This is a genomic window from Paraliobacillus sp. JSM ZJ581 (assembly GCF_044383835.1).
In the GTDB taxonomy this organism is placed as follows: domain Bacteria; phylum Bacillota; class Bacilli; order Bacillales; family Amphibacillaceae; genus Paraliobacillus.
In genome coordinates, this window is sequence record NZ_JBISEP010000018.1 from 1 (window position 1) to 15,726 (window position 15,726).

The following is a 15,726-nucleotide window of genomic DNA, read 5'->3' on the forward strand; positions in this document are numbered from 1 at the left end:
TAGTTAAGCTCTTCAGCGCCGATGGTAGTTGGGGCCTTGCCCCTGCAAGAGTAGGACGTCGCTAGGCAACCTAAAAAGAGGCTAGGACATAACTAGCCAAAAATAGCGAAAAAAGGTTCCGATCATCAAAGAACGATGATTGGAACCTTTTTTCGCTGGATTGTTTTCATATTCTGGACTCTATACTAAATGTGGTGGTTCCCCTTGATCTATGAAGACTGCAAATGTACATTTTTGATTTTGTTCTCTTAATGACTATGATTAATAAATTATTACAACTTGACATGGAGCCTCTGTGGGCATGATTATCTAGTGAAAAATTCAACTAATTCAAGGGATGGCTACCATGCCAAGGCTATCATACCCACCCTCCATGTAAAGTTGTAATAGGGAGAGGTAACAAAAATGTACATTATTAAACAATCATTTTTGCACATCATTAAACAGTCATTTATACTCAGGTGCATTGGATATTGAGGTGCCAAGAGATAGTGATGATTCTTTTGGCCGAGAATCCTATATCCAAATGTAAAGCAGATTTTTGATAAAATAAAGGCAAGAGATGTTGAAGCTGTTTTCTTTATATTCATGGACGGTGTCAGTGGTTTAGAAAAAGATGAACAAGCTATTTTACCGGATATCATCGCCCAGCGCTGTATCGTTCATTTGATATGTGATTCCATCAAATATGTACCTAGTAAAGAATATAAAGCATTTACCAAAGCTTTAAAGAAAGTCTATGGTGCGCGATTGATGTTTGGACAAGAAACTTCTAACACGTCGAACAACTTTAGGATTAAAGTTGGGTATTAAAGTACCTTGAGTAAATTAGAACTTACACACTTTATTTGACAAACCCTAACTATTGAACTTTTAAGGAGATAGTGTTTTATTCATTATGAAACCAGTTTAAGACCTATCGCCGCACTTAAAACCATTGCTATAAAAATCAATCTTTTAACATCTCTTGATTCTCCGAATAAAATCATTCCTAATATTGCTCCTCCAGATGCACCAATTCCCGTCCATATTGCATAAGCTGTTCCCATAGAAATAGTCTTCATGGCATAGGATAATAATATAAAGCTAGCTCCAAATCCAAAAAATAATAGAAGGAACGACTTCCAATTACGGTCTTTATGAAGCTTATTTATCATTGTAACACCAAACATCTCAAACACACCTGCTAATATTAAAGAAATCCATGCCATTAGGAGTTATCCCCTTCCTGAACATTGTCCTTAGTAACTAATTTTAAACCAATTATTCCTGTTAATAATAGTAAAATTAAAAGCATTTTACTGATTTTGAATGGCTCTCCAAAGAAAATTATTTCAGAAACAACAGTACCTGCTGTACCCAATCCTACAAAAACCGCATATACAGTTCCTACAGGAAGTTTTCGCCCTGCCATAATCATTAAATAGAAGCTGATGATAATCGATATAATTGTTCCTGTCCAAGTCCAAAAATCATTTGCATGCTTTAATCCAATCACCCAAAACACCTCAAATATAGCAGCGATAAATACATTAATCCAAGTGGTATTCATCTAAATGACACCTCCAATTTCTCTTTATAAAATCAAAAAAGCTTGGGTAAACTGTTTAACAGTAATCTCCCAGGCTTTCATCCTTCTATGAAACAGTAACGTAGCAAGTTTTTTCTCTTATTAGATTAACTTTAACATAATCAAATCTTAAAAAACATTCAATTATGCAGTTGGTGTATATTTTACATGCATTTTAAATTTATTCAATACCTACTGTATGAAAAAGTTATTTTGTAATGTGTTTCTACCACAGTTAAAACGAAAGATAAGGGTATTTCAACTGCTTTGATAAATGACATATGACATAATGAGGTTTATCATCGTTATATTATAGAAGTTGTGGATACAAATGAGGTTGCTTGTCGATTATATAAAAATTGCGGTTTTACAGCGATCAAGGAAAAGTTTTAATTATAGAATTTATATGTAACTGGTTACAACTAACACCATATAAGGTGGTTATTCACTAATCGCTCTCATTTGCAGCGTAATAGTTAGATAATAGCAATAGCGAATTGCGCACTAATTTCCGAATACCCTTAAAATTATTCGCTTTTTAATTTTAAGCGGAATATTTACTAAGATAACCAATGTAGTTTATTACACATGCTAAGGATAGATAAGTGAAAAACAAATATGTTAGCTCTTGTTTAACTGTTTTTTATAATGTTTTCATGGTATCTTAATTATAGTAAAAACAATACGACTACACTAAAGGAGATCAGGATGAAAAAAATAGCTTGGATAACAGATAGTACGTGCGGATTATCTCAAGAATTTATTAAACAGCATAATATCCATGTATTGCCGATGATAGTGAATATAAATAATATTTCTTATAAAGAAGACGTAGATATTACAAAAGAAGAAGTTTATGATTTACTCAAATTACATGGAGAAGGTGCTAAAACCAGTCAACCTAGTTTTGGTGAATTTGTTACCTTATACGAAAAATTAAAAAGAGAATATGACTGTGGTATTGCTATTCATGCATCTAGTGCTTTAACGGGAACATATCAAAGCTCTATAAGTGCGAGTGAAATGGCTGAGTTTCCGGTAGAAGTGATAGACTCCAAAATAGGTTCATATGCTTTAGGGAAAATGATAACAAATGGAGTTGAGCTGCAAGGACAGGGTAGATCCTATGATGAAATGGTCGGAATACTACGAACTTACCCATATCAAACCGAAATGTATTTGCTACCTGAGAGTTTAGAGCAATTAAAAAAGAGTGGACGGGTTAGTACAACGCAAGCAGCTTTTGCAAATTTACTCTCAATAAATTTGTTATTAACATTTGAAGATGGAAAAGTTATTGTTCACGAAAAAATACGAAGTAAAAAGAGGGCAACTCGTAAAATTTTTCAAATTGTAGAACGAGCAATTTTAGAACACAAAGTGAAAGAAATTTGTATTTTACATGCTGGTGTTAAAGAAAAAGCAGAAAGTTGGAAAAAAGAATTAGAAAAAATACACCAATCTATTCAATTTAAAGTTCAAACGCTAGTGCCAGTTGCAGGTGTGCATACGGGTTTTGGTACGATGTCTGTTTCGTGGCTGAAACCATAATAAATAAACGAAAATAGATCATCTATTAGGGTGATCTATTTTTTATAGAAAAAAGACGTTGTGAAGAGAACATTTCAGGGTAAAGGAAAGCATATATTTAAACATTGCAGTTAAAGGAGGGAACAGGCTTTTATAGCTAAAGAATATGGTTGGTATAGAGAACTGGTTTGATCCGGAATTTATAACGATGAGTACTAGAATAATTATTGCTTTACTATTATCAGGATTAATTGGTTTTGAACGTGAAGTAAATCAACATGCTGCAGGCTTTAGAACACATATATTAGTAGGAGTTAGTGCATGTTTAATGATGCTTTTATCCATCTATGGATTTACGACATATCTTTATGAATACGAGGATGCGGTTCGGTTTGATCCAGCCCGTATACCTTCCTATGTAATCAGTGGAATAGGTTTTTTAGGAGCAGGGACAATTATTGTAAATGGAATGACAGTTAAAGGATTAACAACAGCTGCATCGATATGGGCAGTGGCTGGCTTAGGATTAGTTGTTGGTGTAGGGATGTATAAAGAAGCTGTACTTACGACGATAATAATTTTATTAAGCTTAATATTTCTAAATAAATTTGAAAAGAAACTATCTAAAAATAGCTCATTTGCTTCTTTTCAAATTGTATTAGATGGTGACATGCAATTACGAGAATTGTTTTTTAAACTTGAAAAATTTCATACTGTTATCCGTAGATTAGAAATTGATCGTGATCAGGGAGATGATCAAGTTATATTGATTGAATTGGAAAAGGAGAAGGAATTAGACAAAATAGATTTTTATCAGGCTTTGTTATCCATTGACTTTGTGAAGCGAGTGAATGAAATCCAGTAAAATAAAGATAAATGTTGTGAATAATATTTGCATGAAAAAACAGGCATAGTATAATATAGATATAGTAAAAGTCAAAGTTAGTCAAAGTCAATTGAAGGAGGAGGCAAATGCGAAATATCTCTGATGTTATTGAGGCATATTTAAAACAAATTATACAAGGGAATCACCAAAAAATCGTTGAAATAAAACGAAGCGAAATAGCGAGTCAATTTGAATGCGTTCCTTCTCAAATTAATTATGTCATCAACACACGTTTTACAGTTGAACGGGGTTATCTCGTAGAAAGTAAACGTGGGGGTGGGGGATATATACGTATCACGCGAATCACAAATGATGATAAAGCTAAGCTAATCGATGAAATTATTGAAATGGTTCAGCCAAAAGTAACGCAGCAAGCATGTGTTGATATTTTAGATCGAATGTTGGAAGAAAACTTAATTACAAAGCGAGAAGAAAAAATAATGATCAGTGCATTAACCCGTGATACACTTGCATTTCCACTGCCGATTCGTGACGAAATTAGAGCCCGTATAATGGGCGCCATGCTAACAGTGTTAAAGTATGAATGAATTACTACAGTAGGAATTTATTAATGCATATTTCCAAATAAAATGTTGTTAAAGGGAGGCTGTCTGATGGAATGTGAAGAATGCCATGAACGCCCTGCAACTTTGCACTTAACAAAAGTAGTAAATGGCGAAAAAAATGAAATTCATGTTTGCGAACATTGCGCAAAAGAAAAAGGATATATAGATTATGATGAAGAAGCATACTCCATCCATAATCTATTAGCTGGATTGTTTAATTACGAAGCAACTGTTTCTAAAAGTAAGCCAGTTAACGATCAACATCAAAAAGGAATGTGTTGTCCGAAATGTGGCATGACGTATAGGCAATTCACTCAAATTGGAAAGTTTGGTTGTGCTTCATGCTATGAGACATTTGCAGATTACTTAAATCCAATATTTAGACGTGTCCATAGTGGAAATATTACCCATGATGGAAAGATTCCCAATCGACAAGGAAAGTATTTGAGAAAAAAGCAATTAATGCAAGAGTATAAATCTAAATTAAAAGACTTAATTGAGAATGAACAATTTGAAGAAGCAGCTGTTATGCGTGACAAAATTAAAGCGTTAGAGAAAAGTGCATCTAATAGTGATGAGGGTGGTGATGCGTAATGGGTTTGCAACCATTCATAAATGAAGCAATTAGCCCTTGGATGAAAGAAGAAGGACCAGATAATGATATTGTATTAAGCACAAGAATAAGGTTAGCAAGGAACTTTGAACAGTTTACTTTTCCTATCATTGCGAGGGAAGAAGAGCTAACCCCTGTCGTGAAGATAATACAAGCGCACTGTCATCACCAATCATTTGCAGACTATCAGAATTTAGAATATATCTCAATGGAAGAATTAAAGCCAATTCAAAAACGAGTATTAGTTGAAAAGCATTTAATTAGTCCAAATTTGGCGGAGAAATCTAAAAACAGTGGTGTGTTAATTTCTGATAATGAACAAGTTTCTGTGATGATCAATGAAGAAGATCATATTCGTATGCAACTGTATTTTCCTGGTTTGCAATTAGAAAAAGCATTAGAGAGTGCTTTTGCATTTGATGATTGGCTAGAAGAAAAAGTTGATTATGCATACGATGAACATAGAGGTTATTTGACAAGCTGTCCGACGAATGTAGGAACTGGTATGAGGGCTTCCGTCATGATGCACCTTCCTGCATTAACATTAACGCAAAAGCTGAGTAAGATGCTTCCGGCAATTAATCAATTAGGATTAGTAGTAAGAGGGATTTATGGAGAAGGAAGTGAAGCGGTCGGTAATATCTTTCAGATTTCCAATCAAGTAACTCTTGGTCGATCTGAAGCGGACATTATCGATAACCTCTTAAGTGTTGTGAAGAAATTAATTGAACAAGAACAATTTGCAAGACAGTTACTTGTTGAAAAATCTGAATTGCGGTTAGAAAATCGTATTTTTCGATCGTATGGCACGTTAAAATATAGTCGAATTATTGAGTCGACAGAGGCGGCAACCTGTCTATCTGATTTGCGGTTAGGGATCGATGTTGGTTATATTAATCATTTGTCTAAATCGATCTTAAATGAATTAATGATTTTAACTCAACCGGGTTTTTTACAACACTATGCGAAAGAGGCATTATCGGCAAATCAGAGAGACATTAGAAGAGCTTCAATAATAAGAGAACGTTTAAGACTAGAGAACGAATGAATTAGGAGGGATTTCCAATGATGTTTGGTCGATTTACAGAAAGAGCTCAGAAAGTATTGGCATTGTCGCAGGAGGAAGCGGTTCGCTTAGGACATAATAACATTGGAACAGAACATATATTGTTAGGATTAGTAAACGAAGGCGAAGGGATTGCGGCAAAAGCATTAACAAGTCTCGGATTAGAAACGGAGAAAATTCAAAAAGAAGTTGAAAATTTAATTGGTAAGGGACAGAAGGTCTCGCAAACGATTCATTATACACCAAGGGCAAAAAAAGTAATTGAACTATCAATGGATGAAGCTAGGAAACTAGGACATTCATATGTAGGAACAGAGCATATTTTGTTAGGGCTTATTCGGGAAGGCGAAGGTGTCGCAGCTCGAGTTTTAAACAATCTCAGTGTCAGTTTAAACAAAGCTCGCCAGCAAGTGTTACAATTGTTAGGAAGCAATGAGACAACAAGAAAAAGTCAAAGCAGAAATGGACAAGCGACAACAGCAAACACACCTACATTGGATTCATTAGCACGTGATTTAACTGCAATTGCTAAAGAGGGGAATGTGGATCCTGTTATTGGTCGTGAGAAAGAAATTGAGCGTGTCATTCAAGTGCTTAGCCGTCGCACGAAAAACAACCCTGTCTTAATTGGTGAACCTGGTGTAGGTAAAACGGCTGTGGCAGAAGGACTAGCTCAGCAAATTGTAAATAATGAGATTCCGGAAATGTTACGTGATAAACGAGTGATGACCTTGGATATGGGCACAGTCGTAGCAGGTACAAAATATCGTGGTGAATTTGAAGATCGCTTAAAGAAGGTGATGGAAGAAATTCGCCAAGCGGGAAATGTCATTCTGTTTATTGATGAATTACACACTTTAATAGGAGCAGGTGGTGCGGAAGGAGCAATTGACGCTTCCAATATTCTGAAGCCATCACTAGCCCGAGGTGAATTGCAATGTATAGGTGCAACAACTTTAGATGAATATCGCAAATATATTGAGAAAGATGCGGCGCTAGAACGTCGTTTTCAACCGATTCAAGTGGATGAGCCAACTCTCGAAGAGTCTATTTTGATTTTAAAAGGACTACGCGATCGTTATGAAGCACATCACCGTGTAACGATTACTGATGAAGCCATTGATGCATCAGCTCATTTATCCAATCGCTATATTACCGATCGTTTTCTCCCGGATAAAGCAATTGACTTAATTGATGAAGCTGCTTCACGCGTGCGATTACGTTCATATACTGCGCCGCCAAACCTTAAGGAATTAGAACAAAGCTTAGAAGAGGTAAGAAAAGAAAAAGATGCAGCTGTTCAAAGTCAAGAGTTTGAAAAGGCGGCGTCATTGCGTGATAATGAACAACGCTTGCGTAAAGAACTAGAAACTACAAAAGAAAAGTGGAAAGAAGAACAAGGGCAACAAAGTTCAGAAGTTACAGTGGAAGACATCGCGGCAATCGTTTCTACATGGACGGGTGTGCCAGTTTCTGCTTTGACAAAAGATGAAAGTGAGCGTTTATTAAATCTTGAATCTGTTTTACATGATCGTATAATTGGACAGGAGGAAGCGGTTGACGCAGTATCAAAAGCAATTCGCCGTGCAAGAGCAGGATTAAAAGATCCAAAACGTCCAATCGGTTCCTTTATTTTCCTAGGCCCTACTGGTGTAGGTAAAACAGAATTAGCAAGAGCTTTAGCAGAATCGATGTTTGGTGATGAGGATGCAATGATTCGAATCGATATGTCTGAATATATGGAAAAGCACACTACTTCTCGCTTGGTCGGATCCCCTCCAGGTTATGTTGGCTATGAAGAGGGTGGTCAGCTGACGGAGAAAGTAAGAAGAAAACCTTATTCCGTTGTTTTATTAGATGAAGTCGAAAAAGCGCATCCTGAAGTGTTTAATATTTTATTACAAGTATTAGAAGATGGACGATTAACAGATTCTAAAGGTCGGCTAGTTGATTTCCGAAATACTGTCCTTATTATGACCTCCAATGTCGGTGCAAGCGAACTACAACAAAATAAGTTTGTTGGCTTTACATTAGATGATGAAGTAGCTGATTACAAAGATATGAAGTCAAAAGTAACAGAAGAAATGAAAAAAGCATTTCGTCCAGAATTCTTAAATCGAATTGATGAAATTATTGTTTTCCATTCCTTGGAGAGAAAGCATATGAAAGATATTGTTACATTAATGGTGGAGCAATTACAAAAACGCTTAGTAGATCAGGAAATTGATTTTGAACTATCTGACGAAGCAATTGAAAAAATTGCAGAAGAAGGCTTTGATCCAGAATATGGGGCGAGACCATTAAGACGATCGATTCAAAAGAATGTAGAAGATTTATTATCTGAAGCGCTATTAAAAGAAGAAATTAAAAAAGGTCAAAAAATTAATGTTGGGCTAAATGATAAAGGTGAATTTGCAGTATTAAGTAAGTGAACGATAGAAGGTGTAAACCATTCATAAAAATCGGAAGGTAATCTCCTTCCGATTTTTATGTTTTACAGTATAATGCCAAGTTATTAAGTCTTTCATTCTTTTTACACAAATTATTAATCTATATGTAACTTTCTAACGAGTTATTTCGTATATAATAAGAAGTAGGAAAAGGTGGTTGTATATGGCTAAAACAAAAACAAAATTTGTCTGCCAAGAATGTGGATATGAAACACCAAAGTGGATGGGGAAGTGTCCGAGTTGTAATAATTGGAATACGTTAGTGGAAGAAGTTTTTACAAAATCATCGTTTAAGCATAGTGGGATTGGACAAGCAACTTTAACAAAACCAGAAAGTATTACAATGGTTGAATCAAAAGAAGAGGCGAGAGTTACGACCGACATGCCAGAATTAAATCGCGTATTAGGTGGTGGGGTTGTAGCTGGTTCCCTTGTATTAATTGGTGGTGATCCTGGTATCGGTAAGTCAACCCTTTTATTACAAGTGTCTGATCAATTGGCAAGAAAAGAGATACGAGTATTATATATTTCTGGGGAGGAGTCTACTAGGCAGACGAAGTTACGAGCCGATCGATTGAATATAACATCTGACAATCTTTATGTTTTATCAGAGACAAATCTACATCATATTTCTACTCAAATAGATCAATTAAATCCAAATTTTATTGTAATAGATTCCATTCAAACTATTTTCAAAGAGGAAGTAACAAGTGCTCCTGGAAGTGTATCACAAGTGAGAGAGTGCACAAGTGAATTAATGCGAATTGCTAAAACGAACCATATTCCGATTTTTATTGTTGGACATGTGACAAAAGAGGGTGCTATTGCAGGACCGAGGCTGCTTGAACATATGGTTGATGCAGTTTTATATTTTGAAGGAGAGCGTCATCACACCTTTCGAATCTTACGCAGTGTAAAGAATCGATTTGGTAGTACGCATGAGATGGGTATCTTTGAAATGAAGGAAGAAGGCTTAAGAGAAGTACTTAATCCATCAGAAATATTTTTGGAAGAACGTTCACAAGGTGTAGCTGGCTCTACCGTTGTTGCTTCAATGGAAGGGACAAGGCCTGTCTTAGTAGAAATTCAATCGTTAATTTCACCAACTAGCTTCGGTCAAGCTCGAAGAATGGCAACGGGAATTGACCACAATCGTGTACCGTTGTTGATGGCTGTGTTAGAAAAGCGGGTTGGGTTACTTATGCAAAATCAAGATGCATATGTTAAAGTTGCTGGCGGTGTAAAATTAGACGAACCAGCTATTGATTTAGCAGTTACGGTAAGTATTGCATCTAGCTTTAAAAATCAAGCATCTAAACCCGATGATGTTTTAATTGGAGAGGTAGGATTAACTGGGGAAATACGAAGAGTATCACGTATTGATCAGCGAGTGCAAGAAGCGGCTAAACTAGGGTTTAAACGAGCGATTATTCCTGCCAAAAATTTAGAAGGTTGGACAGTTCCCGATACAATAGAAGTCATAGGAGTAAATTCGGTACAAGAAGCATTACAGGTGACGTTAAATCATTAATTCGACAAAATAAAATATTATTCAACATTAATTGACTTTTATGTTTTAATATGTTAAAATTAAATGTTTTCTATTTGACTTTATATGTAAATTGTGTTAAGTTATAAAAAACTTTTGACGTTCAGTTGATTATTTTTATCATGAGCTGGAGATACTATGTGTTAGGAGGTGGCTGTGGTGCTTAAAAAAGTTGTGCAATTATTTATTATTATTGCCGGTGGTACCGCTGGATATTTATATATACCATATATAATTGAGTTAATGAGTTTTGCAAGAAACAGTTGGTTAGGTTCGGTGTATGTTGCGCCATATATAGGTTTAGTTTTGGGAGCTATCATATTATATTTATTAACTTTCTGGTTAGTTGATTATATCGTTCATTTTGTTAAATGGCTTGAAGATACACTATTAAAAGCCCCAGTAACAGATTTGTTTTTCGGTAGCTTAGGCTTAATTATTGGTTTAGTGATTGCTTACATTATTAATCAACCAATTCAAGATATTCAAATTGTTTTCGTATCACAAGTTGTTCCATTGTTTGTTATGATTTTATCAGGTTATTTAGGCTTTCAGGTTGGTTTCAAACGTAGAGATGAATTTCTAAGTGTGCTTGCTATTGCTAGAAAAGATAAGGACAGGAAGGTTGATCGAACCGAAACGAATGAACAATCAAAGTTTCCTAAATCGAAAATCTTAGATACTAGTGTGATTATCGATGGGCGTATTGCTGATATATGCCAAACAAGTTTCTTAGAAGGAACGGTGCTAATCCCTCAATTCGTATTAGAAGAATTACAACACATCGCTGATTCATCTGATGCGCTAAAGCGTAACAGAGGGAGGCGCGGCTTAGACATATTAAATCGAATGCAAAAGGATTTGCCGGTTGATGTGGAAATATATGATGGTGATTTTGAAGAAATTCAAGAAGTAGATAGTAAATTAGTTAAGTTAGCCAAAGTAATTGATGGTGTTGTAGTGACTAATGATTTCAATCTGAATAAAGTTTGTGAGTTTCAAAATGTTCCAGTATTGAATATTAATGATCTTGCTAATGCTGTTAAACCGGTCGTGATCCCTGGAGAAGAATTAACAGTGCAAGTGATTAAAGATGGAAAAGAACAGAATCAAGGCGTGGCTTACCTGGATGATGGAACAATGATCGTTGTGGAAGAAGGAAAAGATTACATTGGCAAGACCATTGAAGTGTTAATTACTAGTGTTTTGCAAACATCTGCTGGGCGAATGATATTTGCTAAACCAAAATTACTTGAAAAAGCGTTGTAAAAAGAGTATAACAGATAAAGAAGAAGTGATAACAAAGTTATCACTTCTTCTTATTGCTAGAAGTAAAAACTGCTAGTATAGGTTGTATAATGTAAGCAAGTGTTCCATTTTAGAAAATGGAATGGGTAAGATTTAAAGGGTGCGAGGTTATTTTAACTAGCGTTTGGTTAAAAAAAGTGAAAAAAGCGCATAATAGTGAAAAAAATGATAGAATATAGAGAAAGAGTGGATCGAAAGGAAAGGGGAACAAAAGATGACACATGCTGTACGTGTGCGATATGCACCAAGTCCAACTGGCCATTTACATATTGGAAATGCTAGAACAGCACTTTTTAATTATTTATATGCGAAACACTTAGGTGGTAAATTCATTATTCGTACGGAGGATACGGATGAAAAACGTAACGTAGAGGGCGGAGAAGAGAGTCAACTACGCTACTTAAAATGGTTAGGATTAGAATGGGATGAAGGTGCAGACATTGGTGGGGATTATGGTCCTTATCGTCAAATGGAACGTTTAGATATATATAAAAAGTACGTAGATGAATTATTAGAGCGAGGCTTAGCTTATAAATGTTATATGACGGAAGAAGAACTGGATGCAGAGCGTGAACAACAACGTGCTAATGGCCAAGTGCCAAAATATTCTGGAGCGCATCGTGATTTAACAGCTGAGCAAATGAAACAGTTTGAATTAGAGGGGCGCCAAGCTAGTATTCGTTTTCGTGTCCCAGAAGGAAAGACCTATACATTTAATGATATCGTAAGAGGGAATATTACTTTTGAATCGAGTGACTTTGGTGACTGGGTAATGATTAAGAAAAACGGTATTCCAACCTATAACTTTGCTGTTGCAATAGATGATCATCTTATGCGTATTTCTCATGTCTTACGTGGCGAGGAACATATCTCCAATACACCAAAGCAAATGATGATTTATGATGCATTTGGATGGGAACCACCTAAATATGGTCATATGACACTTATTTTAAATGAGGATCGCAAAAAATTAAGTAAGCGTGATGAACATATTTTACAGTTTATTGAGCAATACAAAAATCTTGGGTATTTACCTGAAGCGTTATTTAATTTTATTGCATTATTAGGATGGTCTCCAGTGGGTGAAGAAGAGATATTTACGCAACAACAATTTATTGAAATATTCGATCCAGAACGTTTATCTACATCTGCGGCAATTTTTGACCCGCAAAAGCTAAAATGGATGAATAACCAGTATATTAAGGCAGCAGATTTCGAACGTGTGACAACATTGACTTTACCTTACTTGATTGCGGAAGGAAAGCTACCAGAAGATATGGATCAGCAAACGAAAGACTGGGCGCTTGAATTAATTGCTTTATACAAAGAGCAACTGAGCTATGGACAAGAAATTGTTGGATTAACTTCTCTGTTTTTTCAAACAGGAATAACATATACGGATGATGCGAAGGAAGTGTTGCGTGGAGAACAGGTGCCGGAAGTGTTGCGCGTATTTAAAGACAAACTACAAGCACTTGATCAATTAAATCCGGCAGCAATTAAAGCTGAGATAAAAGCCACACAAAAAGAAACAAAACAAAAAGGGAAAAATCTATTTATGCCAATTCGTGTTGCAACTACTGGACAAGTACATGGACCAGAACTGCCTAATGCTATTGATTTGTTAGGTAAAGATGTTGTTATTACAAGACTGACAAATGTTTTGGAACAGATTTAAGGGTGTAAATTTTAAAAAATAAAGAATGAGGAAGAGGAAAAAGTATAAACAATTGTTACTTACTCAGAGAGGATCACCTAGGCTGGAAGTGATTCAAGTATGTGTTTAGAAATTGCGCCTCGGAGTCCTTTGTTGAATTATAGTAGACAGAGGCGGTACGCTAACCGTTATTATAGCCAAAAGTAGAGAGAATCAAGATGATTGTCTAAGCAGAGTGGGACCGCGCAAAAAGCGTCTCTGTGTTGTAAAACATAGAGACGCTTTTTTTATTATGGAAGATTATTTTTCTGTGTTGTGATACGTTCTATTGCCTCCTTGCCAGTGCTAAGTGTATTTTCATAGCTGGTCGAGTCAGAATTGGTGTTATTTGCATATACTGCACTTATAATAATAGTAATTTTCGAGTAATGAATGTATAAAGTGGCAAGTGTTTTTTATGTATTATATGGAGGTGAAGTAATGCGATTTTGGAAGCAATTAAAAGAAGATATGGATGCTGTTTTTAAACAAGATCCTGCAGCGCGAACGCGTGTAGAGGTTTTTCTAACCTATTCAGGCTTGCACGCTATATGGTCTCATCGCATTGCACATACGTTGTATCGAAAGAAGTTTTTTTTCATTGCTAGAGTTATTTCGCAAATAAGTCGTTTTTTAACGGGAATAGAAATTCATCCAGGGGCTCAAATTGGAAATCGTTTTTTCATTGACCACGGAATGGGTGTGGTGATTGGAGAAACGTGTGAAATAGGCGATGACGTAACTATATTTCAAGGTGTAACATTGGGAGGGACAGGAAAAGAAAAGGGGAAAAGACACCCTACTATACAAGATAATGTGTTAATTGCTACAGGGGCTAAAGTACTGGGGTCTATAACTGTTGGGAAGTGTGCAAAGATAGGTGCTGGATCGGTTGTGTTAAAGGATGTCCCTGATCATTCAACTGTTGTCGGTATCCCAGGGAGAGTGGTTGTTCAAAACGGTGAGCGAACAATCCAAGATTTAGACCACCATAAACTCCCGGACCCCGTGTCAGAAGTGATGAAAGAATTAACAGAAGAAATAGATGAATTAAGACATGAAATAGAGGCATTAAAAGGAGTGAAGCCAAATGACAATTCGACTATATAATACATTGACAAGAAAAAAAGAAGTATTTAAACCAATTGAAGCAGGGAAGGTTCGCATGTATGTTTGTGGGCCAACCGTTTATAATTATATTCATATTGGTAATGCTAGACCAGCAATTGTATTTGATACTATACGTCGATACTTAGAATACAAAGGTTATCATGTAGACTATGTGCTTAATTTTACTGATGTAGACGATAAGCTAATAAACGTTGCGCGTGATTTAGGAGAAGAAGTAGAGGAAGTTGCAGAACGTTTTATTGATGCATACAAATCTGATGTTAAGGCGTTAGGTGTGAAAGAAGCGACACACCACCCGAGAGTGACTGATTCAATGGATGAAATCATTCAATTTATTGACACGCTAATTACGAAAGGATTTGCCTATTCATCTGCTGGTGATGTTTATTTTAAAACGCGTACTTTTAATGAATATGGTAAGTTATCTCATCAATCTATTGATGATTTGCGTTCCGGTGCAAGGATACAAATAGGAGAGAAAAAACAAGATCCTTTAGATTTTACGCTGTGGAAAGCGGCAAAGCCAGGAGAAGTTGCTTGGGATTCTCCTTGGGGTAAAGGGAGACCCGGATGGCATATTGAATGTTCTGCTATGGCAAAGCAGTATTTAGGTAAAACAATTGATATTCATGCTGGTGGTCAAGACCTTGCTTTTCCACACCATGAAAACGAGATAGCTCAGTCGGAAGCATGTAATGATCAAAACTTTGCTAACTATTGGATGCATAACGGTTATATAACGATTGATAACGAAAAAATGTCAAAATCACTTGGTAACTTCATTCTCGCTCATGATTTAATTGAAAAATTTGATCCGCAGTTGATTCGTTTCTTTATTTTAAGTGTACATTACCGTAATCCAATTAATTTTAGTGAAGAATTGTTAGAAAATGCCAAAAACGGATTAAATCGCATTAAAAATACGTATCAAAATTTAATGCATCGAAAAAAGGCAAGTCTGAATTTAACCGAGGATACGAAAGAATGGTTAAATAAAATCAAACAATTTAAACAAACTTTTTTGACTGAAATGGATGATGATTTCAATACGGCAAATGCAATTGCAGTTATTTTTGATCTAACAAAGGAAGCGAACCTATATATTCAGCGAAAGCAAACATCAACAGAAGTGATTGAGGCATTTCAATTGCTTTTAACAAACTTATTGCAACTATTAGGGCTACAAATGGAAGGATCGCAAGAATTAGTTGATAAAGAGATAGATCAATTAATCGACCAACGTGAGCAAGCTAGAAAAGATAGAGATTTTCAACTTGCTGATCAAATTCGTGATCAATTAAAAGATAAAGGTATTATTTTAGAAGATACACCACAAGGGCCGAGATGGAAAAGAGGTTGAT

The 15,726-nt window shown here is 35.7% G+C and carries 13 protein-coding genes, 1 pseudogene and 1 other annotated feature; of the genes and pseudogenes, 12 read left to right on the forward strand and 2 right to left on the reverse strand.

Features of this window, described 5'->3' with window-relative positions; translation table 11 throughout:
- Positions 1-534 precede the first annotated feature (534 nt).
- Positions 535-747: pseudogene (locus ACH6CY_RS10405) on the forward strand (transposase); the annotation flags it as partial.
- Positions 748-896: 149 nt separating this feature from the next.
- Here ACH6CY_RS10405 and ACH6CY_RS10410 read toward each other — a convergent pair.
- Complete coding sequence (locus ACH6CY_RS10410) at positions 897-1,211, reverse strand: DMT family transporter (protein ID WP_374067272.1); 315 nt, start codon at positions 1,209-1,211, stop codon at positions 897-899.
- The gene (locus tag ACH6CY_RS10415) at positions 1,211-1,552 is read right to left on the reverse strand and encodes a DMT family transporter (protein ID WP_374067273.1); all 342 of its coding nucleotides are present in this window, start codon (positions 1,550-1,552) and stop codon (positions 1,211-1,213) included. Before ACH6CY_RS10415 ends, ACH6CY_RS10410 begins: the two co-directional genes overlap by 1 nt.
- Before the next feature lie 726 nt (positions 1,553-2,278).
- On the opposite strand from ACH6CY_RS10415, the gene ACH6CY_RS10420 reads away from it, so the two are divergent.
- The 11 genes from ACH6CY_RS10420 to cysS all read left to right on the forward strand — a co-directional run bounded on the left by ACH6CY_RS10420 (position 2,279) and on the right by cysS (position 15,725).
- The gene (locus tag ACH6CY_RS10420) at positions 2,279-3,121 is read left to right on the forward strand and encodes a DegV family protein (RefSeq protein WP_374067274.1); all 843 of its coding nucleotides are present in this window, start codon (positions 2,279-2,281) and stop codon (positions 3,119-3,121) included.
- Between the two features lie 145 nt (positions 3,122-3,266).
- The gene (locus ACH6CY_RS10425; protein ID WP_374067275.1) at positions 3,267-3,965 is read left to right on the forward strand and encodes an MgtC/SapB family protein; all 699 of its coding nucleotides are present in this window, start codon (positions 3,267-3,269) and stop codon (positions 3,963-3,965) included.
- A 107-nt stretch (positions 3,966-4,072) separates the two neighbouring features.
- Positions 4,073-4,534 (forward strand): CtsR family transcriptional regulator, encoded by a 462-nt coding sequence (locus tag ACH6CY_RS10430; protein WP_374067276.1) that lies wholly within the window; start codon positions 4,073-4,075, stop codon positions 4,532-4,534.
- 66 nt (positions 4,535-4,600) lie between these two features.
- Complete coding sequence (mcsA, locus tag ACH6CY_RS10435; RefSeq protein ID WP_374067277.1) at positions 4,601-5,146, forward strand: protein-arginine kinase activator protein McsA; 546 nt, start codon at positions 4,601-4,603, stop codon at positions 5,144-5,146.
- Complete coding sequence (gene mcsB, locus ACH6CY_RS10440) at positions 5,146-6,213, forward strand: protein-arginine kinase McsB (protein ID WP_374067278.1); 1,068 nt, start codon at positions 5,146-5,148, stop codon at positions 6,211-6,213. Before mcsA ends, mcsB begins: the two co-directional genes overlap by 1 nt.
- Before the next feature lie 17 nt (positions 6,214-6,230).
- Complete coding sequence (gene clpC, locus ACH6CY_RS10445) at positions 6,231-8,663, forward strand: ATP-dependent protease ATP-binding subunit ClpC (protein ID WP_374067279.1); 2,433 nt, start codon at positions 6,231-6,233, stop codon at positions 8,661-8,663.
- 181 nt (positions 8,664-8,844) lie between these two features.
- Positions 8,845-10,212: a DNA repair protein RadA gene (gene radA / locus ACH6CY_RS10450; protein ID WP_374067280.1), complete on the forward strand. Its 1,368-nt coding sequence runs from the start codon at positions 8,845-8,847 to the stop codon at positions 10,210-10,212.
- Between the two features lie 177 nt (positions 10,213-10,389).
- Complete coding sequence (locus tag ACH6CY_RS10455) at positions 10,390-11,499, forward strand: PIN/TRAM domain-containing protein (RefSeq protein WP_374067281.1); 1,110 nt, start codon at positions 10,390-10,392, stop codon at positions 11,497-11,499.
- A gap of 253 nt (positions 11,500-11,752) precedes the next feature.
- Positions 11,753-13,216, forward strand: a complete 1,464-nt coding sequence (gltX, locus tag ACH6CY_RS10460) for a glutamate--tRNA ligase (protein WP_374067282.1) — start codon at positions 11,753-11,755, stop codon at positions 13,214-13,216.
- A 19-nt stretch (positions 13,217-13,235) separates the two neighbouring features.
- Positions 13,236-13,458, forward strand: a binding site (T-box leader).
- Between the two features lie 217 nt (positions 13,459-13,675).
- Positions 13,676-14,344, forward strand: coding sequence for a serine O-acetyltransferase (cysE, locus tag ACH6CY_RS10465; RefSeq protein WP_374067283.1), 669 nt, complete (start codon positions 13,676-13,678; stop codon positions 14,342-14,344).
- Positions 14,325-15,725, forward strand: a complete 1,401-nt coding sequence (gene cysS, locus ACH6CY_RS10470) for a cysteine--tRNA ligase (protein WP_374067284.1) — start codon at positions 14,325-14,327, stop codon at positions 15,723-15,725. The genes cysE and cysS overlap by 20 nt, the downstream gene beginning before the upstream one ends.
- The last annotated feature ends 1 nt before the right edge of the window (position 15,726 follow it).